At 52.1% G+C, this 766-nt stretch carries 3 rRNA genes; all 3 read left to right on the forward strand.

Features of this window, described 5'->3' with window-relative positions:
* Positions 1-120: ribosomal RNA gene (locus tag NQZ67_RS29945) — 16S ribosomal RNA — on the forward strand; the annotation flags it as partial.
* Between the two features lie 99 nt (positions 121-219).
* A 5S ribosomal RNA gene (gene rrf, locus NQZ67_RS29950) occupies positions 220-336 on the forward strand.
* Between the two features lie 303 nt (positions 337-639).
* Positions 640-766 (forward strand): 23S ribosomal RNA (locus tag NQZ67_RS29955); the annotation flags it as partial.

Genomic DNA, 766 nt, shown 5'->3' on the forward strand with positions numbered 1-766 from the left:
AACACCCGAAGTCGGTGGGGTAACCCGCAAGGGAGCCAGCCGCCGAAGGTGGGGTAGATGATTGGGGTGAAGTCGTAACAAGGTAGCCGTATCGGAAGGTGCGGCTGGATCACCTCCTTTCTAAGGAATACTCAGTCACGATGATGACTGATAAGCATCCATCGGATGCAAACCGACATGTCGCTCATGTTCAGTTTTGAGGGAACAACCCTCATTCCGTTTGGTGGCGATGGCGGAGGGGAACCACGCGTTCCCATACCGAACACGACCGTTAAGCCCTCCAGCGCCAATGGTACTTGGACCGCAGGGTCCTGGGAGAGTAGGACGTCGCCAAGCGGGTATTTCATAGATGAAGCGACTGATCTCTCCCTTGGGAGAGTATCGGAAACTTGATCGAAGTATACTCAATGAAGCGGAAGCGAAGTTTAATGAAGTTTCCGATGCCGACCTCGAAGTGTTTCGAGAAGTTGATGCAATCGGTGCGGAATGGACGTCGCCAAGCGGATGCGTAAGCATCTCTTGATTCATCTTTTTTGAAAATTGCACCTTGAAAACTGGATATGAAGTTGCAAACATCCTTTAGCTGTATTAAGTAGCAGCGAGCTGAGTTTTGCGAAAGCAAGCCAAGCCGTTGCGTATGGTTAAGCTAGTAAGAGCGCACGGAGGATGCCTAGGCACCAGGAGCCGAAGAAGGACGTGGCGAACAACGATACCGCCTCGGGGAGCCGTAAGCAGGCTTTGATCCGGGGATTTCCGAATGGGGAAA

It is taken from the genome of Paenibacillus soyae (genome assembly GCF_024623455.1).
Classification (GTDB): Bacteria; Bacillota; Bacilli; order Paenibacillales; family Paenibacillaceae; genus Pristimantibacillus; species Pristimantibacillus soyae.